Here is a 23644-nt window from a genome sequence, read left to right on the forward strand (position 1 = left end):
AATTATTGTTAAATTTGTTAAAAACAAAATTACATAAATTTCAGTACTAACATATTGAGACATCATAAATAAGAAAATCATTTGGTAGAAAAAGTTATTACTTTAGAAAATGTATCCTTAGTGGATTTTTTAGGTGTAGAAAATCGTAATATCAACGAGCTTTCTTCAGCTTTTCCTAAATCTAAAATTATCTCTAGAGGAAATGAAATAAGAATACAAGGAAGCACTCCCGAAATTATTCGCATCAATCAGATTGTGCATTCACTGGTAACGCATTACCACAAATTTGGAAAAATCACAGAGGAAAGTGTGAAAACCTATTTGAATGAGGAGCATGAAGAGAGCCAGAAAAAACTGGATATAAATGCAGATGAAACCTTGGTTTTTGGTACTAAAGGATATGCAATAAAAGCTAAAACTCCCAATCAAATAAAACTGGTTGAAGCAGTAAGAAGAAATGATTTGGTTTTTGCTATAGGCCCAGCAGGTACAGGTAAAACCTATGTTTCTGTTGCCATGGCAGTGCAAGCTTTGAAAAATAAAGAAGTTCGAAAAATCATCATTACCCGCCCAGCTGTGGAAGCAGGGGAGAATTTAGGTTTTTTGCCTGGTGATTTAAAAGAAAAAATCGATCCTTATTTACGTCCAATTTATGATGCATTGGATGATATGGTTCCTGCTGAAAAATTAAAATATTATCAGGAAAATAGGGTGATAGAAATTGCTCCATTGGCTTATATGAGAGGTAGGACTTTGCACAATGCTTTTATTCTTTTGGATGAAGCACAGAATACGACTCCTATGCAAATTAAGATGTTCCTAACAAGAATGGGGCCTCATTCCAAAGCAATTATTACAGGAGATATGAGTCAGGTTGATTTGCCGAAAAGACAAAAGTCGGGCTTAATTGAATCTACTCAAATATTAAAAGACATTAAAGGAATTGGTATCGTACATTTAAAAGGAGAAGATGTAGTGAGACATAGGTTAGTAAAACAAATCATTGAAGCCTACGATAAAAATGATGCCTTGAATGAAAAAGAACAAAAATGATTTCAGTTAAAGTAGTTGAAACCCAAGACGAACTCAAACAAATATTTGCCATAAGGGAAGAGGTATTTGTTAAAGAACAGAAAGTTGCTCCTGAGGAGGAATATGATGAATTTGAAGAAATTTCTACGCACTTTATTGCTATAGATGAAAATGGGAATCCTTGTGGAACTGCAAGATGGCGATTTACCGAAAATGGGGCTAAACTAGAAAGATTTGCTGTACTGAAATCTCATAGGGGTAAAGGAGTAGGTCAAGCTTTAGTAAAAGCTGTGATTGATAACGTTAGAGTACACCCCGAAGCCAGCGGTAAAAAAATGTATATGCATGCTCAGATTCCTGCAATTTCGCTCTATTCTAGATTTGGTTTTGAAAAAGTAGGAGAGCAGTTTGAAGAATGCAATATTATGCATTATCAGATGGAGATGTATTAAAATCATTTAAATCAGTATCAGTTATAAAGCTCACCAAGCATTATTGAGTTTTTGAAGAGCAAGTTTTTACCTCAATTTTGATCATTTTGTAAGCTCAAATCAGTAGCTTGGAATAGTATCCTTTTCAATTTATCCAGATTTCTTATCCTTTTGGTTTATAGTGCTATAGCTATATAAATGTAACAATTTTTGATAGCAAGGGTATAAAATAGTGTACCAAAAAAGAAATAACCATGAACAAGTTAATTATACTAATACCGTTTTTAGCAGTATTTCTATTTAATTGTGACGGTAAGAAGACTGAAAAGGCTTCAGAAGTTGAAACCTTAGATGAAGAGGTACCTGAAGAGGAAGTAGTAGATGTAATGGAAGAGAAAGGAGATGAAGTAGAAGAGGTTCTTATAGATAATGAATATATCAAAGCAATCAAGGTTAATTTAAAACCTGGAGAAGAGTTACCTTGGCATAAAGGAAAAGAAAGGGTTATGTATCCTTTAAATGATTTTCAGGTGAAGTTAAAAAGCCTTACTGATGATGACGAGGCAAAAGAAAGATTATTCCAAAAGGGTGTCCCAAATTGGTTTCAAGAAAATATTCATAGTGTAAAAAATATTGGTAATACTCCAGCTAAATATTTGATTGTGATGAGAAAGCAAAAAAGCTTTCCAGAAGGAAAGATGTATGAAGTATCGGAGCTTAAGACAGCTGATGGGGTAAATGTTGTTTCACTTTTTGATAACGCATCTGTAAGAGTTTCTAGAGTTAAATTGGAAGTAGGAAAAGAAACTTCCGTTCATAAAGGAATTTATAGACTTACGTATCCTTTAACCGATTATTCTGTAGTTTATGATAAGGAAAATCAAACCAAAGAAACCCGTAATATTTTTAAAGGAGTAGCACATTGGCATTTACCAAGTAGTCACTCTATTAAGAATGTCAGTAACAAAGGAGTAGCGGACTTTTTAGTATTTGAATTTAAGATTTAATCAATCATTTCTTGATTTTATAAAAACTTGAAAAATAGTCACTCGAGTTGTGAAAAGGAGTTCGTATAATGAGCTCCTTTTTTATTTTATTGATAAACTTTTAGTTAAAGCAATTGGCTAGTTTCAACTTGTTATTTACATTAGTATATGCGACAAGCTTGGAACCGATATGCCTTTATCCGTTTTGTGGTATTCATGTCTCTTGGAATAGTAGCGGGAACATTCCTTCCTGATTATTTTGAGATAATCCTTCTTTTATTTAGTGCTATTGCAGCCATGTATTTATCCGCTCAGTTTTTCAGAGGGTATCAATTCCCTTCTTTTCAATCCATTTCTTTTGCTGTTTTAGCTTTTTTGATCTGTTTTTCATTTGGGTACCTCAATGCTTTCTGGAAATCAGAAAAGCATGATGAAGCTCACTTGCTTAAAATAAACACCAGTGAAATTGAAGCATTTGAAGCAGTATTAATTGATGCAGGAAAAGTCACTGAGAAAACTCATGGATTTAAAGTAGAAATTCAGCAAGTTCTTTTTGGTGGAGAATGGCAAAAATATAGTGGAAATGCTATGATTTATTTCCAAAAGGATAGCCTTTCTGAAAACTTGAAATATGGAGATAAGTTACTAGTCAAATCTAGATTAAGCGAGTTGGAACCTCCTAAAAACCCATTAGAATTTAATTACAAGCGATTTTTAGGCTTTGATCAAATCTATCATCAGCAATATATTACTTCAGGGAATTGGCTAAAGTTGGATGAAGGTAAAGGGAATTTAATTATGGCCTATTCCATTCAGACAGGTCAGTATCTGGAAGGGATAATGAATGAATACATTCAAAATGATCGCTCTTTAGCTATTGCCAAAGCTTTAACTTTAGGAATAAAAGATGAACTCGACAATGAATTGCGAAATGCTTATGCAGCTGCAGGTGCCATGCATGTTTTAGCAGTAAGTGGATTACATGTTGGAATCATTTTTTTGATTGTTTCCACTCTTCTAAAGAGGTGGCGAAATCGTAAAAGAGGTAGAATATTTTTTGCCGTAATCAATATTTCCGTCTTATGGGCTTATGCATTTATTACGGGACTTTCTCCATCCGTGCAAAGAGCAGCTATGATGTTTAGCTTTATCATTTTGGCTCAAGCCATGAAAAGGCAAACGAATATCTACAATACGCTAGCAGCTTCTGCTTTTGTGCTGTTGAGTTTCGATCCTTTTTTATTATTCTCGGTTGGTTTTCAGTTGTCTTATTTGGCAGTTTTAGGTATTGTCTTTTTCCAGCCAAGATTATATGGGTTATTACAGTTCGAATTTGTTTTATGGGATAAGCTTTGGGCCATTACTTGTGTTTCTATTGCAGCTCAATTGGCTACTGCTCCATTGGGATTATTGTATTTTCATCAATTCCCGACTTATTTTTTCTTATCAAATTTAGTTGTAATTCCTGCAGCTTTTGTTATCCTAAACAGTAGTCTATTTTTAATGATTATTTCATTTTGGGATTGGGCGTCCGATTGGATAGGTTTTTTGATCGACCATTTTATTCAAATCATTAATTATTTGGTTTTCAGTCTAGATTATCTTCCTAACAGCACTATAGATGGAATTTTTATTAATACACCAGAAAGTTGGCTGATTTATATTGCCATCTTTTTTATCGCGCTATTCATTTCAGAGAAAAAATTGAATTATTTGAAATTGACAGTTTTAAGCTTGTTTTTGATGAGTGCGAGTATCTGTTTACGTCAATATGAAAATTTTCAGGAGAAGAAATTGATAGTGTATGACACCGGAAAGCATCATGCATTGGCAATCAGGAACGGATTCTCTCAATATTTTAAAGTGGAGGATGAATTAGCCAAGGATAAAAATAAGCTTAGATTTCATGTTTACCCAAGTCAATTGCAAGCTGGGATAGCCGATTTCCACCCTGATCATTTTGAACCGGAAAATCAAAAAGAATTGTTTGAAGATTTCCATGGATTGAAGCTAGCCATTTGGGAAGATAAGCGAATCATTCATTGGCATCAGGAATTGGATAAAAATTTTACTTTTAAAGAACCAATTGATGCAGATTTATTGATTATCAGTAATAATGCATTAGAAAAGCCTGAGAAGTTACTGGAATTTTTTAAACCTGAAAAGATTGTGCTAGATGCATCCAATTCTTATTATAACATTCAAAACTTTAAAGCTAAATTTGAGGAGGAAAATTTAGACTATTATATAGTGCCCGAAAAAGGTGCTTTTGAATGGAAATTATAAACTATGGAATTAACTAAGATTGAAATTAAAGACAGAATTGGTTATATCACTTTAAACCGTCCAGAAAAGAGGAATGCCTTAAGCTATGAATTTGTTGGTGAGCTGAAACAAGCTTTTGCACAGCTAAAGGAAGATGATAATGCAAAAGTAATAGTGCTTAGAGCTGAAGGAAAAGCGTTTTGTGCAGGAGCGGATTTAGCTTATATTCAAGGTTTACAAGGCAATACTTATGAAGAAAATCTGGAAGACTCCAATCATTTAAAGGAGCTTTTCTATGAGATTTACACTTATCCTAAAGTAGTGATTGCAGAAATCCAAGGACATGCTTTAGCTGGAGGCTGTGGATTAGCAACAGTTTGTGATTTCTCTTATACGGTTCCTCATGCAAAATTCGGTTATACGGAAGTGAAAATTGGTTTTATTCCTGCCATCGTTAAAGTCTTTTTATTAAGAAAAATAGGAGAAGGAAAATCTAAAGAGTTGTTGTTATCTGGGAAATTATATGAAGCAGTTGATGCTCAAAAAATGGGCTTGGTCAATGAAGTGGTTGAAGCAGAAAAGCTTTCAGAAACGGTTTATGAATTTGCGCAACAATTAATTCAGAACAATTCAGGTCAATCCATGGCATTTACCAAGCAAATGATAGCTGAAGTGCAGGAAAAAGGCTTGGAAGAAGGCTTGCAATATGCAGCTGAGCAAAATGCCAAAGCCAGAGCTTCGGAAGATTGCAAAAAAGGCATAGCTGCCTTTTTGAATAAGGAAACTCCAAGTTGGTAATTTCATAAAATATCTTTACAAATTCCATGCAAAACCCAAAAGCCATTGATGTTCTCCAAAAATACTGGGGCTATGAAGCCTTCAGAAGTATGCAGGAGGATATTATCAATTCCGTAACTTCAGGAAATGATACTTTGGCTTTATTGCCAACGGGTGGAGGGAAATCGATTTGTTTTCAAGTACCTGCTTTAATGAGTGAAGGCTTATGCTTGGTAATTTCTCCACTAATTGCCTTGATGAAAGATCAGGTGGAGCAATTAAAAAGGCGAAAAATTCCTGCAGCTGCAGTTTATTCTGGAATGACTTATCGTGAAATTGATATTCTGTTGGATAATGCTGCTCATGGAGCCTATAAATTCTTGTATGTTTCTCCCGAAAGATTAAAAACTGAGTTATTCTTAGAAAGGGCTAAGAAAATGAATCTTAACCTACTGGCAATAGACGAAGCTCATTGTATTTCTCAATGGGGTTATGATTTTCGTCCTCCTTATTTGGAGATTTCCAACTTCCGTGAATTATATCCTGATTTGCCTTGTATAGCCTTAACTGCAACTGCAACTGAGAATGTTAAAATTGATATTCAGGATAAGCTGAATTTTAAAAATGGAAAGCTTTTTCAAAAGAGTTTTGCGCGTGATAATCTTTCTTACTCGGTTAGAAAAGTCGAAAATAAGGAAGCCAAGCTTTTTGAAATTTTGCGGAAAATAGGGGGTACTTCTGTTGTTTATGCAAGAAACAGAAGGCGCACTAAAGAAATTGCCCAGCTTTTACAGAAAAATGGTTTTTCAGCAGATTATTACCATGCAGGACTCTCTCAAACCGATCGAAATGCAAAGCAAGATGCCTGGTTAAAGGGAAATACGAGAATTATTGTCGCCACTAATGCATTTGGAATGGGGATTGACAAGCCCGATGTTCGCACTGTAGTTCACTGGGAATTACCTGATAATCTGGAATCCTATTATCAAGAAGCGGGACGGGCAGGGCGTGATGAGAAACCAGCCTTTGCAGTGGCACTTTATCATCCTCAGGATTTCAAAGAAATGGAAGAAAAGCATGAATTGGCTCATCCTGAATTTGATTTCTTGAAAAAGCTTTATCAGTCCTTAGCAAATTACTTCAAAATAGCCATTGGTTCTGGCGAAATGCAAAGCTATAATTTCGAAATTCAAGACTTTTGCCAACATTACAACTATGAAGTTTTTCCGGTTTTTCATGCGTTAAAAGTGCTGGAAGAAGAGGGGTTTATCCAGTTAAACGAACAGTTTTATCGTCCCTCAGGATTGCATATCAATTTAGATTTTAAAAATTTATATGCCTATGAAATTGCTAATGCCAAATTTGAAAAGCTGATTAAAACAGTATTACGAATTTATGGCGGAGATATTTATCAGCAAGTTATTTTTATAAATGAATTGCAAATAGCCAAAATGGCTGAAATGAGTCCGCAGGAGGTAGTAAAGCAATTAAATTATTTGGATAAGGAAGGAATACTGGATTATTCACCCAAATCCGATTCACCCCAATTAACTTTTTTGGAAGCACGACATGATGCCAATAAGCTTCCTTTGAATAAAAAGCGATTGGAAGAGCGGAAAAAAAATAAATATGATAAGCTTATGGCGGTGAAAAATTATGTTGAAAATGATTTGGTCTGCCGTACATTAAAATTACTACAGTATTTTGGAGAGTATAAAGAGGAGAAGTGCGGAGTATGTGATGTCTGCATTAACGAAAAGAAATCAGTACATCAGGATATAGATTTAGAGCAAAGAATCTTAAAAATATTGAAAGATTCTCACTTGAATATTGAGCGATTGTCAGAAAATATTGAAGGTTATGCCAAGGAAAAAGTGATTTCTTACGTTCGGAAATTAGATGATGAAGGCAGATTGAAAATTGATAAAATGGGGATGTTGAGTTTGGTGGATTAACTGATTCATTTGTAACATTCTAAGAGTCGAAAGAATTTCGAATGCTAATTGAATCTTTTATTTCAGCCTTGTGAATAAAAAGCTTAAATTTACAGAGAATTTAAATCAAAACTTTTCATGATTACCATCGCCAAACCAGAAATTGCACGTGCCATATCTTTAGAATTATTAGATGTTGGAGCTATCCAAATCAGACCTGCTAAGCCTTTTACATGGGCTTCTGGATGGAAATCACCTATTTATTGTGATAATAGATTAGCACTTTCTTTTCCTGAAACTAGAAGCATCATAAAACATTATTTAGCGGATGTTATCCGAGCTAATTTCCCTGATGCAGAAGCTATTGCAGGAGTTGCTACTGCAGGCATTCCACAAGGTGTTTTAGTTGCTGAGTCATTAGATTTACCTTTTATGTATGTTCGTTCAAAGCCAAAAGGACATGGAATGGAGAATTTGGTAGAAGGGAAATTAGAGAAAGGTCAAAAAATTGTGTTGGTAGAGGATTTAGTGTCAACTGGTGGTAGTTCTATCAAAGCGGCAGAAGCTTTAAAATCTGCTGGGGCAGAAGTTTTAGGAATGGCAGCAATTTTCACCTATGGTTTTGATGTGGCAGTAGAAAATTTCGAAAAAGCCAATATTAAGTTGGTATGCTTAAGCGATTACCCACATTTGCTTGAAGAGGCTTTAGTAAAGAAATTAATTCAAAATGATGAGTTAGCCACTTTAAAAGAATGGCGAGATAATCCTTCTGAGTGGGGTTGATAATTTGATTCTTTTAATTTCCGCTAGCCTCCGGCTAGTGGAAAATACTATCGCCTCGGGCGAATTTTAAATGCTGATTATTAACAATAATATTTATCCATTGTTTCTTTACTAGATATAAAAGTAAAAATTGTTAGCCAGGCAATCAATAGTGCAAATTGTCCTGTTTTAAACCTCCTTTTTAGCTTTCTTAACATTAGCAACCACTATAGCAAATAGAATAGTAGCAACCCCTACCCATTGCAAAGCAGTTACCTCTTCAGCTAAAAGCCAGCTAGAGAAGAAAACCGCTACGGGTAATTCAGCAGAACTTAGAATGCTGCTAAGTCCCACTCCAGTTTGTGGAATACCATATGCATAGAAAAGAGGAGGAATTACAGTTCCGAACAGCGCAAATACTAATCCCCAAGACCATAAGCCTGCAGATAAACTTCCATTCCATAAAAATTCAGGAGGGAAAATCATAAAGATAAATATGCATGAACCCGTGATCATCATAGCACTTTTTTGAACAGGAATTAATGCATTGCCAACCCTGCCGTTTGCCCAAATAAATACGGCATAGAAAAATCCTGCTAAAAATCCATAACCTATTCCTTCCAAGCTAAAAGGAATATTATCTAAGCTATAAACATTTCCAGCCAAATAGGTTCCGAAAAGAATGAAAATAACAGAAACCCACTGCATTCGGGTTGGGAATTTACGATGGATAATGATTTCCAACAACAAACTAATCCATGTGAATTGCATTAATAGAAGTATCCCAATTGAGGCAGGAAGTTCTTGGATGGATTTATAGTAACATAAACTGACTAAACCAGTACTGATTCCAGTAAGCAATACTTTCCAGCTATTTTTCCAAGTGAAATGGAATTTGATATTTTGAAATAGGGCTCTTCCAGCAAGAATTAGCCATAAAATTAATGCACCAAAGAACACTTGTGCTCCAGTGACTTCTGCTAACGTAAATCCTTCCTTATAGGAAATTTTAACTAATGTGGTTAAAACTCCAAAACTACAAGCACCTAAAAATACCAATATGGCTCCTCTTATCATTCCTTTTAATTTTTTGGATTGCAAAAATGAGGAAATTTTAGAAATATGAGGTATGAAAATTGAAATATAAAAGGTGGCGCACAAGTTTCCCTCTAAAAGTTGGCTGCCCTCATAACTAGCGCAAGCGTCCGCTTGTGCTTTTAACATTAAGCTCAATTGCTTTTTGGCTTAAAAATAAAGGTATAAATAAACTAAGAGGTCCAAGTGGACACTTGAACCAGTGCCTTGTTGAGAAAGAGTGCCTTTTAAAATCTCTAATTACGCAATCGTCCGCTTGTGCTTGTCTCCTTATTGGTTCTGCAGTATGCATGGCGCAAGTATCTGAGTTAGCATTTGCTATTCATCTTTCTCCGCATCTGGCTGCCCATTCACATCAAACCCAAAAACATCATTCCGGGCATAATGTCCTATCACATCAAAATCCATTTTAGCTCTGATTATTTCATCATGATCGATTTCTGCGGTGAGTAAACCTTCTTCATTGTATAAAGGACCTGCCAATATTTTTCCTAAAGGAGAAATAATGACACTACCGCCTCTTGATAATATTTCAGGTCTGTCTGCAGCTAATTCATTTTGCAGATGTTCAGGATAATCATTTTTACGGATAAATTGATTTGACCCGATTACATAGCATCTACCTTCGCAAGCGATATGAATCAAACTACTGTTCCAGCTTTCCCGTGAATCTGCAGTTGGAGCCACATAAATTTCCACACCTTTTTGATACATTGCCATTCTGGCTAAAGGCATGTAGTTTTCCCAACAAATCAATCCACCCAATTTTCCGATTTCAGTATTAAAGGTTGATAGTGTGGTGCCATCTCCTTCTCCCCAAACCAATCTTTCCGCGGCAGTAGGTTTTAATTTTCTATGTTTCCCCATCAATTTCCCTTTAGGAGAGAAATAAAGCAATGTGCAGTATAATGTTTTGCTATTCGAATCTCTTTCTGTAACCCCAATGGTGATGTATATTTCGTATTCTTTAGCCCAATTCGCAATCTGTTGGGTTTCTTCAGCACCTACTTCAACACTATTGTCCCAATATTCCCTGAATTGCTCTCTTCCTGCTTCTGTTCTGCTGCCTACTACTGTGCCAAAGCCTAAGCCAGCTGGATATGCTGGGATAAAGCTTTCGGGAAATACCAATAATTTAACTCCCTGTTCAGAAGCTTTTTGAATCCATTTTAATACAATATCCATGGTTTTGGATTTATTAAAAAGGGAAGGAGTGGCTTGCACACAACCTACTTTGAATTTTTTCATGATTAAATTTCTTTTTCAAAAATTTCCAATTGCCTTGGCAATAGCTGAAATGATTTCCGATGGTGCTCAGTTATACCAAATTCCTGTATTCCGGCTCTATGTTGTTTGGTAGGATAGCCTACATTTCTTTCCCATCCATAATGTGGATGGATTTCAGCTAAATCCCGCATTAAGGTGTCTCTATATTCTTTAGCTAAAATGGAAGCCGCAGCTATACTGAAATACTTACTATCTCCTTTTATAACACATTCATGATTAATTTCCTGATAAGGAGTAAAACGGTTTCCGTCTATCAATAAGAAATCAGGTTTTTGTTTTAATTGATCCAAGGCTTTATGCATAGCCCAAAAGGAAGCTTTTAAAATATTAACTTGATCAATTTCTTCAGGACTGCATTCAGCGATTGCCCAAGCAATGCTTTCTTCTTTAATAACATCTACCAATTCAGCTCTCTTTTTTGAACTCAATTTTTTGGAATCTGTAAGATAGGCATGTGAAAAATTTGTAGGTAAAATTACAGCTGATGCAACTACAGGGCCTGCCAAGCAACCACGGCCCACTTCATCGCAACCCGCCTCGAACTTATTGTTTTTATGAAAGTAAGCTTTTAAACTCATTTTTGTATTTTGAATAGATACCCTAATCCCATAGCAACAAAGCTTTGCTGATAATTTTCCACAGAATTAACTTGTTGAATTAAATCGAAACCTGCATGAATATCCAATTGAAATTTTGGATTAATTAGATATGTTAACCCTCCATCAAAGTAATTAGATGGGGTTAGGAACTCAGATCTAAAACCATATATCTCTGCATACACAGATAATTTCTCGTTTATGCTATAACCCGTATTTAGTGTAAACCTTATGCGCCCGAAATCATTAAATCGTTCATCGTATCCGAGATTTGCCATTAAATACCATTCAGGGTTTAGCTGGTATTTGGAAGATAATTGAACCCTGAAAAAACTATTTCTTTGAAACCTGTCAGGGCTGTATGTGTTAAATCCATATTCTACCAATATGGCAGTTTGAGGAATTAATTCTGATTCTTTAAGTAAATCTATTTTTGTACCAACTACGGCTGGCCCTGAATAACTTATCCAAAGAAATTCTGGGTTTGTCCCTGCTTCTAATAATCTTTCACTTTGATAGGTTTGACCTAGTCGTAATTCCCAACCTTTTGTTAAACCGTATTTTATAAGAGTATTATTCCAATTGATCAATTGTAGTTTGTCATTAAGATTTACTGTTTCACTTTCAAAAGAAAAACCAGCCTCTATTTGAAAATATCCTTTTGGAATAGTTTTAGGATAATCAGAAAATCCAGGTCTATCGGTATTGATTTGAATGCTGTCCTCTTGGGCATGCGAATAAAATGCAGTACCCATTAAAATCAGAAAAAGGATATATCTCATTTGTGGAATATTTTGACTGCAAGTTAATAAAATTTAATAATCCGTTTTTATTCTATTTTCGGTAAACCTTTTTATTATTATTTAGTAATCTAATTATAATTAATATATTTGTTGTAAAATAAATTTAGATTAATCTAAAAATGATTTATGTTGAGGTTATTATTTGTAGTAATTGTCTTTTTATCAAGTGTTTGTGTGTTGAGAGCACAAGTGTTTAAAGCTGTCGTAAAAGATGAGAAAGGTGAGCCTTTGCCCTTTTCAACAGCTTATGACCATGATCTAGGCTATGGGGCAACAGCTGATGGGAACGGTGAAATCATATTATCTATAAAACCTGAGTCTAAGGAGATATGGATTTCGCATGTGGGCTATCAAAAGAAGATAATTAATGTTGATAAAATAGATTTATCTCAATTCCATAAAATTCAGCTTTTACCGGATAAGTTAGGCTTAAATGAAGTGGTGGTAAGCGGTCAAATGCAAGCAAGAAGTTTGCGTAATTCTCCAGTGAAAGTGGAAGTTTTTAAAGCAGATTTCCTCAATGATTTTTCTCAAGGTTCTGGTAATTTGATGGAAAATATCTCCATGGTTAATGGAATTCAAGAAAATGTAGCTTGTGGGGTATGCTATACTAATGAAATCAGTATCAATGGTTTGGAAGGAGCTTATACATCACTTTTAATTAATGGAATTCCAATTTACGGCAATTTAGCTACTGTTTATGGACTTAATAGTATCCCAACTGATATGATGGAAAAGGTAGAAGTGGTTAGAGGTCCTGGTTCTACGCTTTATGGCTCTGAGGCAATGGCAGGAGTTATTAATATCATTACACCTCATGCAGAAAAGAATTCTGTAAACCTTAATTCCAGTATTTCACAATTGGGTGAATGGAAAGGAAATTTGATTTCTCAATACAAAGCCGAAAATTGGAAACACTTTTCAGGATTCCACTGGGATGTAGTCAATCAATTTGTAGATCAAAATAACGATTTATTTTCGGATGTTGTTTTAAGAGATCGTTTTTCGATATTCAATTTCTCTGAAAATGAGGAGAAAGAATTATCTATAGGTGGTAAATACTATTATGAAGATAGAAGAAATGGCGTTTTGGAATTTGTGAAGGACAGAAACTATAAACAGCTAAGAGGTAGTGATGAGGTGTACGGTGAAAGTATCTATACGCACAGATGGGAATTATTTGGGAGCAAGAAATTCGGCAAATCTCCTTTTAAATTACAGTTTTCCGCTAGCCAGCATTGGCAGGATAGTTTCTATGGAGACACTTTTTATGAAGCAGAGCAACATCAGGCTTTTGCAAATTTCATTTTTGAAAGTCAGTGGGGAAATCACAACTTTTTATCAGGGTTTAGTCAGCGTTTAAGTTACTATGATGATAATTCTCCAGCAACAGAAAATGAGACTGGCAATAATCCTGATTTACAAATCATACCAGGAATATTTGTTCAAGATGAATGGAAAATCAATGAAGATTGGAAAGCCCTTTCAGGAGCGAGAATAGATTATTACGATAGGCACGGATTGATATTTTCTCCAAGATTAAATATTCAATATCAACTAAGCGAGTGGACAAATTTCCGATTTAATAGTGGTACTGGTTTTCGTATTGTCAATCTTTTTACCGAAGATCATGCTTTTGTTTCTGGACAAAGAGAATTACGGATTGAAGAAGATTTAAATCCTGAAAGATCCTTTAATGTAGGTTTAGGATTTCAGCATGTTTATACTTTCGGAAATCAGCAAGGAAGCCTTGAGTTGGATGGATTTTACACCTATTTCACCAATAAAATTATTCCTGATTACGATACTCCTGGTTTTATTATTTACGAGAATTCCGAAGCTTATGCCTATACCAGAGGCTTGAGCGCAAACATCAATCACCAAGTTGGCGCTAATCTCTATTTGAATTTAGGCGCTCAATGGCAAAATGCTAGACAGGCAGAAAGTGATGAAAATGGTGTTTTAGAGGAGAATCCAATTATCTATTCTAGAGATTGGTTTGCTGTGGGTTCTGCAGAATATAGTTTTCCTTTAGGGATAAAATTGAATTATAGTTTTAATTGGAATGGGCCTACTGCCATGCCAGAGGTTTATGATGTAAATGCAATGGGTGAAATTATCAACTCCAGATCAGACTTTTCTCCTGAATTCACGCTCCATAATCTTAAAATCCGAAAGGAATTCAAAAGATTAGAGGTTTTTGTCGGTGTTAGGAATATATTCGATAATGTTCAGCAAATATCACCGCTTAGCGGAACGCAGGACGAGACCACCCCTATCGGTTTTGGAGAATATTTTGATACCGCTTACAATTATGGGAGTATGATGGGGCGAAATTTCTTTTTTGGGGTTGATTGGATGTTGTAATAATCACTTCGGAAGTCACATTTAAAAAGTTTAAAAATACACATATAGAGTTACATTGTTGTATTCATAAATTGTATCTAAAACTCACTTTAAGTCTTGAAAATCTTTCAGATTTATATAAAATTAATCTATTAATATTTATATTCCGAAAAGCCTCTAAATTATTGTAATATAAGTTTTTATAATTAAATGGTTGCCAAATTAAAGGCTGTCTCGACTACGGAAAATCTAGTTTTGTCGCTGTTATCGTAATTCTTGACGATTAAAGATAACTTACATATATTTTATTGGTTTATTTCAATATTATGATAGTATATTTGTTATTAGCTTACATTGAAAAGGAACCATTATGAAGAGATTCTACACAATACTTACAGTTATTTCAATCAGTTTATTTTCCCCAATAATCGTATTCAGTCAAGCTGGTCCTGCAGGGGTTGATACTAATCTCCAACTTTGGTTGAGGGGAGATCGTGGGTTAGTATCCAGTGATGGTTCAGTAAGCGAATGGCAAGATCAGAGTGGTAATGCAAATGATTTCACCCAAGTTACAACTACAGGACAACCATCTGTTTTTCCATCTACCCCTGGGCTGAATGGATTGACTTCACTTGATTTTGATGGTAGTGATGACTTTCTTTCTGATGAGGATGGAGAGAATTATATCAATGGAAACTCTGCCTTTTCTTTATTTATAGTAATACAGTCAGATATTTCGGGCACTGATAATGGATTTCTTCGAACATCACCTAACAATAACAATGATGAATTTTTTTCCCTTAGATATGATGCTAGCGGTGCAAATGGTGGTGGGTCCAATGTTTTAAAAGCGGGTGTTAGTAATAGAAATGTAGAAACTTCATCTGGAAGACAAAGTACTGCTGCTCAATTTTTAGGACTTCAATGGCAAGCTGCAACAGATGCTGAAATATATATCAATGATTTGGAAGATTCTCCCGCCACAGCAGATAATGGCACTGCTTCTGCAACCTCTCCCATAAGTGGAGCGGATTTCGTTTATTTAGGAAATGGACCAAAGAATTTCTGGAATGGTAAGATTGCTGAAGTAATTTTTTTTACCAGAAAAATTGATCCTTTAGAAAGAATTCTTGTACAAAATTATCTTTCATCAAAATATAATATCGCATTCTCAACAGCTTCTAATGATAAATATAATGGTGACGAAGCAAGCCAAGGAGATTATGATTTCGGTGTTATTGGTTTAGCAAATGACGGAATTAATCCGAAGAGAAGCACTGCGCAAGCTGATGGGCTCAGTTTGACAGAAAACGGAACTACATTAAGCAATGGAGATTATATTTTTGCAGGCTACAAATTAGTGAATAATGTTGTTAACGATTCTGATTTGGGAGGTGTTACTGGATTACAGGCAAGGTGGTTTCGTGATTGGTATTTTGATATTACTGATAGTGATAATAGCAGTAGAACAGATTTCACTTTCGATATTGAAGATGCAGGTTTTGTTACACAAGATCTTTCTTCTGCCTCAGCAGCAGATTACATACTATTATTTAGAAGTGGTACTTCAGGAAGTTGGACAGAGGTTTCAACAGCCTCTTCATTTAGTAATACGAATAATTCTATTACTTTCAATAATATCGATCCTCAGGAAGGGTATTATACTTTAGGGACAAAAAATAATGAAACTAGCTCAATCGGTCCTAATCCGCCAGAAACTTGGTATAGCTATAAATCAGGTGACTGGGATGATCCTAACACATGGACATTAGATGGTTCAAATTCACCATTGTTGGTAAATCCAGGTAATAATATTCCTTCTACCGATGATAATGTGGTGATTACCTTGGGTAAAACGGTAAACATTCAGGAAGGCGCTAATTCAGGTCAAAATAATATTTCGATAAATGGAATTGAAGTAATTGGCAGATTAAATCTAACATCTTCCACAGGGCATAACTTCACTACAATCAAAGGAAATGGTCGAATAAGAATGCAAGGAGATGTTTCGGGAATTGATAATTTTCCTGCTGGAGATGCCTCATTATTTGCTGATGCCAATGCTGGTGGAACCTTGGAAATTTATGGTTCTGGGATTGACTTGACTACGGGAAGGACTTTCAATAATATCGATATTAATATGAGTACCTCAACAGACATTGTAACCTTACTCAGTGATTATACCTTAAATGGAAGCTTAACTATTAACCAGGGTGATTTTAGAATTAATAATACTAGTAGTACAACTCGTCTGTCTTTACTAATCAAAGAAAATGTGTTGGTACAAAGTACAGCTTCTATAAGTGTCGGTACAGCCAATGCTTACGATGGGGGAGCTTCATATTATGACAGATGGCACAAAATGGATGTACAAGGTGATTTTACCAATAATGGTAGTGTTCGCTTGACTAATCTTTCAATACCAGATTATGCAAATCCTGCAGCCAACGGTGCTGTAACTTTGTCTTTTTCAGCACTCAATAACAGCACATTTTTCTGTGGAGGCACTACAGATCTGTATAATTTAGTCTTGAATAAGGGCACTGATGATACTTATATATTAACTGTAAATGCTTCGGATAAAAGTCATTTCGGATTATTCGGTGTTAACAACAATGGTTTTGCTACAACTAATCCTACTGCACTTTCCAATAAAGCACTCTGGTTAGCAAATGGAACACTTAGGTTAAAAGGTAAAACTCATATTCCTTCACTTACTGAAGGAGGAAATGATTTCCCGATAGGTGGTAGTGCTAGGCTCTGGTTAGATGATCCAGATGTCTTTGTTAGCGCTACTGCGAATGAAAGTAATAGCTGGACTGGTTTCTCTCACGGGGCTCCTATAACAGTAAATAATGGAGGTGGTAATCAAGGACTTTATTTATATGGAAAATTGCAGGTGGATGCGGGTAAATTTTTATTAGGTGAGGCTGAAGCCATTAACTTTAGGGATGAAGCATCTGGTCAAATAATAGTAAATGGAGGTGAACTGGAAGCTACCCAAATTGCTATCAGTAGTTTTGCTACTACAGGAACTTATTCTTTTATCCAAAGTGGAGGTGTTGTTAGGATAAACGAAAGGTTTAGAGGTGGAGACAATAGTAGGTATAGCTTGCATTTAGCAGATCCAAATATGGTGGTAAATTTAAGTGGAGGGGAAATTATTATACAGGATAGAACTAATTTAGGTGGTCTGACTATAGACAGCGATCCTAATAATATCTCAGTAACTGGTGGTTTGTTGACAATAGATGATCGTAATGGTATAAATGAAATAATAACCATTAATTCTACAGCTCCTTTCTATAATTTTATATTAAAAGATCAAAACGTAACACTTGATAATAATTTTACAATTATAAATGATTTCACCCTTAACAATAACATAAATGGTGATGCAGATATCTTTAATACATTAGATTTCAATGTCACGGTAGGAGGGGATTTCGTGATCAATTCAGGCGCCACCTATAATAATGGAGCTAATAGTATTTTGACCATAAATGGGGGGAATGATGCAACAATTGAAATTAATACTGGAGCAACACAATCAATTAGTAATCTTACCATAAATAAAGGGCCTCTCAATGACTTGGTTGTTACAAATGGTGCTGCTTCCGCTTTAAATATTCCAGGCAATTTCAGGCTTGAAAACGGTAATTTTCTTTTGAGTACTTTCAATACAGAAATTGCCGGTAATGTGTACTTAGCAGATACTGTTAGCAGTTTAACCGAGACTGGAAAATTGATTCTTAATGGATCTGTTTTACAGACCATTACATCTGAACAAGGTGTTGTTCATAACTTGGACTTGGATAATAACGCAAATTTATCCTTGGCTGGCGGAGAACTCGTGATAAGAAAAACCCTTTCGCTTATTAATGGTGTATTGGATATTAATCAATATAGACTAAGGCTTGCAGGACCGGATGCTTCCATTTCTGTAACTAACCCCGGTACTACAAGAATGATTGAAACCTCAGGTTTATCTTCTGATAGAGGTGTAGCATTATATGCAGATGCGAATGAAATCATTACTTTTCCTTTTGGATCTGCTGGTAAATACACCCCAGCTGAAATTACCCTTAGCAATGTAACAGATGATGGTTATATTATTCTAAATCCCGTAAATAGCATTTTGCTCACTCTAGAAGGTGGTAATGACAAAGCCCTAGAATATTATTGGAGACTTAGAAATGAAGGGTTTACAGATATTCCTAGCGGAACTATGATTTTTGATTATGACGGTACTGATGATCAAAATGCTGGAAATTTAACACCTGGAAGAGTGGTAAATGTTACACGAGAACAGCTAGACGGAAACGTAGATAAAAATAATAATAGAATAACGATTACAACTGCTTATACGCTGCTAGAAGGTGATTATACGGCTGCAAATAACAGTTTATTTAATGGAACTTTAAGAACTCTTTATGCAATTCAAAATGGAGTTTGGCATGATCCTGATACCTGGTCTGAAGCCCAGGGAGGTTCTCCAATTAATAATACTAATCAATTGCCAGGTCCGGGAGATATAGTGGTAATTGGAAGCACTACTGAAAACTTTTCTGTAGCCATAACAGACACTGATGCAAATGGGGATCCTATTGCTGCTTATGAGCCTATCAGTATTGCAAGACTTGCAATTTTAAGATATTCCAATGCTGAAAGCTCTTTGGTAACAATTAAAGAAAATGGTGATGTCCATGATTTTGGTATCCTTACCAATATCGATCCTGACAATCCTGTTACAAGTAATCATTCAAGTAAAATTATATTAACAGGAAATACGCTTCCTGCCGGGGATTTGGGTGAGTTCTTAACAGCCCCAAATACAATTTGGACTTATTCAAGAAGATTCCCAGGAACAAATACCACAATTATTGACCAAGATGATGTTAATCTCGGCAATACTGATTTTACAAGTTATACAGTAGGAAATACTATCACTGAGTATCCGAATTTACAATTTGAATATTCAAATCTAACGGGTGGTCAGATTACATTACCTGATGTTGATATTACAGTAAATGGTGATATTCGTTTTTTCAAAGGCCCAAATAGGATATTGTTAAATTCAAGTGGGGTTGATGGTGATGTATTTGTCAAAAGGAATATTAATTTTAATAATGGAGCAGTTTATGTGCAATTTCCTTTCACAGGCGCTAATGAAAGGCTGCTGACAGTAGAAGGCGATATTAATTTTTTGGGAAACAACGCCAATCCGACTCGCTTCGAAGTAATTGATGGTGTAAGTACTTTAAATCATAAGCTACGATTGCAAGGTAATATTATAAATCCGGGAAATAACTCCAACTTTATTTTCTTCAGAGCAACTAATAAAGCAACTGTAGATTTGGAGTTTTTTGGTGCAGGCAATTCTTCATTTGATTTAATGCCTAATATACCTGCTTTAAACAGGATCATAATGGATAAAGGTATTGATCAAAGCCTATCCACTACAATTTTCACCAATTTCACACTAGGGGGAGATGCTTCCGGAAGTTCAGATACCAAGCCGGTAGTGCTGGAAAATGGAACTTTGAATTTAAATAATGCTGCAATAAACATTGATTTAAATACAGGAGGTGATGATTTTCTTATACCTTCATCTGCAGGTTTAACATTAACACAAGGCCAGGCAAATGTGGGAGGAAATGATACAGGAATCTTATTAAATGGAGGACTTCAAATTTCAGGTGGAACCTTAGATATGAATGATGGTACGAATAACGGTAATAACTATATTGAGTATTCTCCAACGGGAAATGCATCATTAACCATTAATTCAGGAACTTTAACCGTAGGTTCTCAAATCAGGAGAAGTCTTATTACCAATACAGGTGTTTTAAATTACACTCAGACAGGAGGAACAGTACTGGTTGGAAACAATGCTGCTCCTGTAGCAAATAGAGGTGTTTTTGAAATAACGGGTGGTGTTGGTGATTTCACTCACACAGCGGGGAGTTTTACGGTATTAAGGCAGAACAGTGCCAATCCTTCCGTTGCTGCGCTCATTTTAAATCCTGCTACCAGTAACTTGACAGGATCAACGATTACTCTTGGAGATGTTGCTACACCTGCTTCACAAAATAATTTTGGTATCAATTCCAACATAGCTTTAAATGAACTTGTTATTAATGGAAATAATAATCCTACTATGAATTTGCAGGTAAGGCCTTTAACTATGAATGGTACCTTAACAGTAAATTCAGGAGCTACATTCGATGCTAATGGACGCAATTTGATCTTAAAAGGGGATTTTATGAATGAAGGGGCTTATTTAGGAACAAATAATACCACTTTTTTTAGCAATTTAACTGCAACGACCTATTCTGGCATTGGAACTGCCACCTTTAATAACCTCACAAAAAACCAAACTGGAATTGTTAATATTGGAAAAGAAATAACTGTAGATGGAACGCTTCATATAGGTGCTGGAACTTTTGCTGATAATGGAAATAGTATAAATGTTAGTGGAACGGTAATTAATGATGCAGTTCATACTAGTAGTGGTGGAAATGGTATCATTTTTAATGGAACAACTCAACAAGAGCTAAGGAGATCCGGCCAAGGAACCGGTACTTTTGGTATCGTAACCATAAATAATCCAGAAGGTGTTCAGATTCCTGATGGTAATGATTTCAGCTTTATTATCAATAATTCCTTACGACTTCAAGGTGGAGTGTTTGATATAGGAGGTAATCTGCTTACCCTTTCGGCCTCAGCAAATATTGAAGAGGTAAGTCCTTTCGGTATAAGTAATATGGTGGAAACTAATAGCTCCCTTTCTGATAATGGCTTAAGAAAGTTCTTGAATCCTATTAATAGCACCACAAATTTCACATTCCCAATTGGACAGAGTAAATATACTCCCGCCATATTTACTATAAACAATAGTAGTGCAGGGAGTATAACCGTTCGTCCTACCAACGAGATACATCCTGCAATTGTAGAAGATGTAGAAGCTCCAAATGATGAGATTACTGACCGCGAAAATGTCTTGCAATACTATTGGACGATTGAAGCCAATGGGATTTCAGGTTTTGACGCTTATGTTATGTTGAAATATAGATCTTCAGATATAGAGGTTACTTCACCTTATTCCGAAAATAATTATATTCCTGCTCGTGTTTTTGAATCTAATAACACCTGGGATAAGGCATTCAGCCAAGCTGCATTTGATGAAGCTAATCAAGAAATGACATTTCCTTTTTCAGGGGCTAATGATGCATTGATTACTGGTGATTACACGGCTGGGGTTAGTGTAGATAATTTAGATAACTCCTTAAACGGTGCTATTCCGAATGTAATAGAAGAATTTAGTACTGATGAGAGCGGTGGTGGAAACTTTGATGAATCGACAGCATGGTCAGAAGCAATACCGTTAGGAGGACCTCTGGGTGCTCAAATTACAATTAAGGCTGGTGATGTTCTTCGTTTGAATAATAATAGTGTAAGATTATTTAAAACAATAATTGAAGCAGGTGCAATTCTAGAGGTACCCGAAACTATTGGTCATCGACTTGGAATAGTGGAAGGGACAGGAACCTTACGATTAATTAGTGATGGAAATAGTGTTGTACTGCCTGCGGGATATTATGCCGATTTTTTCACTTGTGGTGGTGGTAGTCTCGAATATGCAGGTGCAGGTAATTATGATGTGATGGGAGCAATTAATACTGTTCAAAATTTAACTTTCTCAGGATCAGGAAATAGAATTCTTTCCAATTCTAACTTTACAGTTTGTAATGATCTTACTGTTTCAGGTCCTATAGTTAGTAATTCTGATGGTGTCATGGTGTCTGTCCAAAGAGATATGCTGGTGAATTCAGGTGGTTACAACAATGGTGCAGGTAATTTACAGATTGACCGTAATATGGTTGTTGATGGTGGTACATTCAATGGCGGTAATGGTAATAATAAAACTGTTGTCGGAAATGTGAATATTAATTCTGGCATCTTAGAAATAGGGAATGCAGGAAATTTCAATATTCAAGGAAATCTTGTGCGTACTGGTGGTGCTTTTAATAGCGGGTCTTCAACTTCTTCAGTAGTTATGAATGGCTCCTCCGTTCAAACTATTAGTGGCGATTTTACAGGTACTAATGATTTTTATAATCTAGAAATAAACAATGGAAGTGGGATAAGTCAAGCTGGTAATCTAGATTTAGACCGACAACTTAGGCTAACAAACGGAATAATCACCACCAATGGTAACGATTTCACGTTTGATGCTGACGCTTCAGCAAGTCCAGCCAAGGGGTCTAATGCTTCTTATATCAATGGTCGGGTGAAAAAAATACTTAATTCAGGTTCTTTTACATTTCCAATAGGGAAAGGCTCACGTTGGGGACATGCAAGTGTAATCGATCCTTCTGCTTCTGGATTTACATGGGAAGCAGAATATTACAACGGAGATCCAGGAGCTGACCCTGAAGTAGATAATAAAACACCTTCTAACACAGCTGTAAAGAAAATAAGTGGAAATGAATACTGGAGGATCTCTAGTGGAGCGGCTCCTGCAGGAACCACTGCCAGAGTAGGTTTAAGTTGGGATGCAGCAAGTGATGTTTCTTCAAACGAATTTGAAAGAGCAGATTTAGTAGTAATGGCATGGAATGATGGAAATGGAAATTGGGATGATTTTGGTGCGACAGCCTTTAATGATTTAGGAAGTACTGAAGGTAGTTTCCAATCCTCTAATTCTGTAAGCTTTACCGAAAAGGTTATTACTTTGGGCTCCACCGACCCTAATAATCCTCTACCTGTAGAATTTACTTTCTTTATTGCTGAGAATAAGTTTAACAGAGTAGAGCTAAAATGGCAAACAGCCTCTGAAATCAATAATGAATTCTTTGAAGTGCAGCGTTCATTTGATGGTAAAGAGTATGAAGCTATCGGAATTGTGGAAGGTAACGGTAATTCTAATCAAACTATTGATTATGATTTCAAAGATTTTGCTCCTTTGGCCGGTGAATCTTACTACAGATTAAGACAAGTAGATTATGATGGTGCCTTTGAATATTCTGAAGTAGTGAGGGTGAGGAGAGCGCAAGCTGCTGATTTGATAGCGGTTCCGAATCCAACACAATCACAAAATATCCATTTAAGATTACTAGGTTTTCACGGAGAACAGAAAGTTCAAGTGACTATTTTTGATATTCAAGGTCGAAGACATTATCAGGCTATTCACAATCCCTCTGATTTGAATAAGCCTTTACCAATTAATCAAAATCTAAACTCTGGGATTTACATAGTGGATGTGAAACAAGGAAATATTAATAAGAAAGTTAGATTAATGGTTCGTTAAAAAGCGAATACAAAATA

General features: G+C 35.6%; 13 protein-coding genes. 9 read left to right on the forward strand and 4 right to left on the reverse strand.

What is annotated here, in order from left to right:
• Positions 1-81: 81 nt before the first annotated feature.
• The 7 genes from QYS49_RS07950 to pyrE all read left to right on the forward strand — a co-directional run bounded on the left by QYS49_RS07950 (position 82) and on the right by pyrE (position 8208).
• A complete protein-coding gene (locus QYS49_RS07950) occupies positions 82-1053 on the forward strand; it encodes a PhoH family protein (RefSeq protein WP_308351237.1) in 972 nt (323 codons plus the stop codon).
• Positions 1050-1484, forward strand: a complete 435-nt coding sequence (locus tag QYS49_RS07955; protein WP_308351238.1) for a GNAT family N-acetyltransferase — start codon at positions 1050-1052, stop codon at positions 1482-1484. Before QYS49_RS07950 ends, QYS49_RS07955 begins: the two co-directional genes overlap by 4 nt.
• Before the next feature lie 233 nt (positions 1485-1717).
• A complete protein-coding gene (locus QYS49_RS07960) occupies positions 1718-2470 on the forward strand; it encodes a cupin domain-containing protein (RefSeq protein WP_308351239.1) in 753 nt (250 codons plus the stop codon).
• Between the two features lie 147 nt (positions 2471-2617).
• Entirely contained in the window at positions 2618-4735 is a 2118-nt protein-coding gene (locus tag QYS49_RS07965) for a ComEC/Rec2 family competence protein (protein WP_308351240.1), read from the forward strand.
• A gap of 3 nt (positions 4736-4738) precedes the next feature.
• Positions 4739-5512 (forward strand): enoyl-CoA hydratase/isomerase family protein, encoded by a 774-nt coding sequence (locus tag QYS49_RS07970; RefSeq protein ID WP_308351241.1) that lies wholly within the window; start codon positions 4739-4741, stop codon positions 5510-5512.
• 26 nt (positions 5513-5538) lie between these two features.
• The gene (locus QYS49_RS07975) at positions 5539-7446 is read left to right on the forward strand and encodes a RecQ family ATP-dependent DNA helicase (RefSeq protein WP_308351242.1); all 1908 of its coding nucleotides are present in this window, start codon (positions 5539-5541) and stop codon (positions 7444-7446) included.
• A gap of 117 nt (positions 7447-7563) precedes the next feature.
• Positions 7564-8208, forward strand: coding sequence for an orotate phosphoribosyltransferase (pyrE, locus tag QYS49_RS07980; RefSeq protein WP_308351243.1), 645 nt, complete (start codon positions 7564-7566; stop codon positions 8206-8208).
• Positions 8209-8376: 168 nt separating this feature from the next.
• Here the strand turns inward: pyrE and QYS49_RS07985 are convergent, their stop codons facing one another.
• From QYS49_RS07985 to QYS49_RS08000, 4 genes are all read right to left on the reverse strand, one after another.
• Positions 8377-9411, reverse strand: coding sequence for an EamA family transporter (locus QYS49_RS07985; protein ID WP_308351244.1), 1035 nt, complete (start codon positions 9409-9411; stop codon positions 8377-8379).
• Positions 9412-9600: 189 nt separating this feature from the next.
• Complete coding sequence (locus tag QYS49_RS07990) at positions 9601-10530, reverse strand: carbon-nitrogen hydrolase family protein (RefSeq protein ID WP_308351245.1); 930 nt, start codon at positions 10528-10530, stop codon at positions 9601-9603.
• Positions 10531-10532: 2 nt separating this feature from the next.
• Positions 10533-11147, reverse strand: coding sequence for a ribonuclease HII (gene rnhB, locus QYS49_RS07995; RefSeq protein ID WP_308351247.1), 615 nt, complete (start codon positions 11145-11147; stop codon positions 10533-10535).
• Complete coding sequence (locus QYS49_RS08000; protein ID WP_308351248.1) at positions 11144-11947, reverse strand: transporter; 804 nt, start codon at positions 11945-11947, stop codon at positions 11144-11146. The genes rnhB and QYS49_RS08000 overlap by 4 nt, the downstream gene beginning before the upstream one ends.
• A 147-nt stretch (positions 11948-12094) precedes the next feature.
• Here QYS49_RS08000 and QYS49_RS08005 point away from each other — a divergent pair, with 147 nt between their 5' ends.
• Both QYS49_RS08005 and QYS49_RS08010 read left to right on the forward strand, forming a co-directional pair.
• The gene (locus QYS49_RS08005; protein WP_308351249.1) at positions 12095-14335 is read left to right on the forward strand and encodes a TonB-dependent receptor; all 2241 of its coding nucleotides are present in this window, start codon (positions 12095-12097) and stop codon (positions 14333-14335) included.
• A 349-nt stretch (positions 14336-14684) separates the two neighbouring features.
• Entirely contained in the window at positions 14685-23627 is an 8943-nt protein-coding gene (locus QYS49_RS08010; protein ID WP_308351250.1) for a T9SS type A sorting domain-containing protein, read from the forward strand.
• Positions 23628-23644 lie beyond the last annotated feature (17 nt).

It is taken from the genome of Marivirga salinae (assembly GCF_030503855.1).
Classification (GTDB): domain Bacteria; phylum Bacteroidota; class Bacteroidia; order Cytophagales; family Cyclobacteriaceae; genus Marivirga; species Marivirga salinarum.

Excerpts from the sequence above, each read along its gene's own strand:
- QYS49_RS07955 (WP_308351238.1), top strand. The coding sequence starts at position 1,050 with ATGATTTCAGTTAAAGTAGTTGAAACCCAAGACGAACTCAAACAAATA.
- QYS49_RS07960 (WP_308351239.1), top strand. The coding sequence starts at position 1,718 with ATGAACAAGTTAATTATACTAATACCGTTTTTAGCAGTATTTCTATTT.
- QYS49_RS07965 (WP_308351240.1), top strand. The coding sequence starts at position 2,618 with ATGCGACAAGCTTGGAACCGATATGCCTTTATCCGTTTTGTGGTATTC.
- QYS49_RS07970 (WP_308351241.1), top strand. The coding sequence starts at position 4,739 with ATGGAATTAACTAAGATTGAAATTAAAGACAGAATTGGTTATATCACT.
- QYS49_RS07975 (WP_308351242.1), top strand. The coding sequence starts at position 5,539 with ATGCAAAACCCAAAAGCCATTGATGTTCTCCAAAAATACTGGGGCTAT.
- pyrE (WP_308351243.1), top strand. The coding sequence starts at position 7,564 with ATGATTACCATCGCCAAACCAGAAATTGCACGTGCCATATCTTTAGAA.
- QYS49_RS07985 (WP_308351244.1), bottom strand. The coding sequence starts at position 9,411 with ATGTTAAAAGCACAAGCGGACGCTTGCGCTAGTTATGAGGGCAGCCAA.
- QYS49_RS07990 (WP_308351245.1), bottom strand. The coding sequence starts at position 10,530 with ATGAAAAAATTCAAAGTAGGTTGTGTGCAAGCCACTCCTTCCCTTTTT.
- rnhB (WP_308351247.1), bottom strand. The coding sequence starts at position 11,147 with ATGAGTTTAAAAGCTTACTTTCATAAAAACAATAAGTTCGAGGCGGGT.
- QYS49_RS08000 (WP_308351248.1), bottom strand. The coding sequence starts at position 11,947 with ATGAGATATATCCTTTTTCTGATTTTAATGGGTACTGCATTTTATTCG.
- QYS49_RS08005 (WP_308351249.1), top strand. The coding sequence starts at position 12,095 with ATGTTGAGGTTATTATTTGTAGTAATTGTCTTTTTATCAAGTGTTTGT.
- QYS49_RS08010 (WP_308351250.1), top strand. The coding sequence starts at position 14,685 with ATGAAGAGATTCTACACAATACTTACAGTTATTTCAATCAGTTTATTT.